General features: G+C 48.8%; 9 tRNA genes. All 9 read right to left on the bottom strand.

The features are described from left to right. Positions 1–199 precede the first annotated feature (199 nt). Positions 200–275, bottom strand: a tRNA-Ala gene (locus ACMX2I_RS21615). A 7-nt stretch (positions 276–282) separates the two neighbouring features. Next, positions 283–359: transfer RNA gene (locus ACMX2I_RS21610), tRNA-Pro, on the bottom strand. 22 nt (positions 360–381) lie between these two features. Next, positions 382–458 (bottom strand) — tRNA-Arg (locus ACMX2I_RS21605). Between the two features lie 9 nt (positions 459–467). After that, a tRNA-Leu gene (locus ACMX2I_RS21600) sits at positions 468–553 on the bottom strand. A gap of 14 nt (positions 554–567) precedes the next feature. Continuing rightward, a tRNA-Gly gene (locus ACMX2I_RS21595) sits at positions 568–642 on the bottom strand. A gap of 40 nt (positions 643–682) precedes the next feature. After that, positions 683–765: transfer RNA gene (locus tag ACMX2I_RS21590), tRNA-Leu, on the bottom strand. Positions 766–771: 6 nt separating this feature from the next. Beyond that, positions 772–847 (bottom strand) — tRNA-Lys (locus ACMX2I_RS21585). 38 nt (positions 848–885) lie between these two features. Beyond that, positions 886–961 (bottom strand) — tRNA-Thr (locus ACMX2I_RS21580). Positions 962–965: 4 nt separating this feature from the next. After that, positions 966–1,041 (bottom strand) — tRNA-Val (locus ACMX2I_RS21575). Positions 1,042–1,048 lie beyond the last annotated feature (7 nt).

Raw genomic sequence — 1,048 nt, 5'->3', positions numbered from 1 at the left:
CAACACCTGTGTGACCTGCATCGTGCAGGCCTAGTTTGACTGACTACGCACATCGCTGTGCGATTTATAAAAAATGAATTAACAGGTACGTTTTGTCTTGTTTAGTTTTCAAAGATCATTTCGTTTGTTCGCTTTGTTAAAGCAACTTTATTATTATACAATGCTGCTTCTTCAAAGTCAACAACTTTTTTTAAAAAATTGGTGGAGCCTAGCGGGATCGAACCGCTGACCTCCTGCGTGCAAAGCAGGCGCTCTCCCAGCTGAGCTAAGGCCCCATTGAAATGGTCGGGAAGACAGGATTCGAACCTGCGACCCCATGGTCCCAAACCATGTGCTCTACCAAGCTGAGCTACTTCCCGATTGTCTATTCCATTAAAATAATGGCGCGCCCGAGAGGAGTCGAACCCCTAACCTTTTGATCCGTAGTCAAACGCTCTATCCAATTGAGCTACGGGCGCAAGATTTAATGCCGAGGGCCGGACTTGAACCGGCACGGTAGTCACCTACCGCAGGATTTTAAGTCCTGTGTGTCTGCCAATTCCACCACCCCGGCGTGGATGGTATAGTTGGAGCGGAAGACGGGATTCGAACCCGCGACCCCCACCTTGGCAAGGTGGTGTTCTACCACTGAACTACTTCCGCAGACAGGATGTCCAGTTTTTATAACTGTTATCCTATATAATGCGGGTGAAGGGACTTGAACCCCCACGTCATAAAGACACTAGATCCTAAGTCTAGCGCGTCTGCCAATTCCGCCACACCCGCGTAAAGTGGTGAGCCATGAAGGACTCGAACCTTCGACCCTCTGATTAAAAGTCAGATGCTCTACCAACTGAGCTAATGGCTCTTCTTACAAGAGACTTCAGTATTATACCATATAAAAAGTGGTGCCGGCAAGAGGACTTGAACCCCCAACCTACTGATTACAAGTCAGTTGCTCTACCAATTGAGCTACACCGGCAAAATGGTGGAGGATGACGGGCTCGAACCGCCGACCCTCTGCTTGTAAGGCAGATGCTCTCCCAGCTGAGCTAATCCTCCATAATTG

This window comes from Bacillus sp. SW14 (genome assembly GCF_047608225.1).
In the GTDB taxonomy this organism is placed as follows: Bacteria; Bacillota; Bacilli; order Bacillales; family Bacillaceae; genus Bacillus; species Bacillus subtilis_G.
This window is presented reverse-complemented; position numbering and strand designations above follow the sequence as displayed.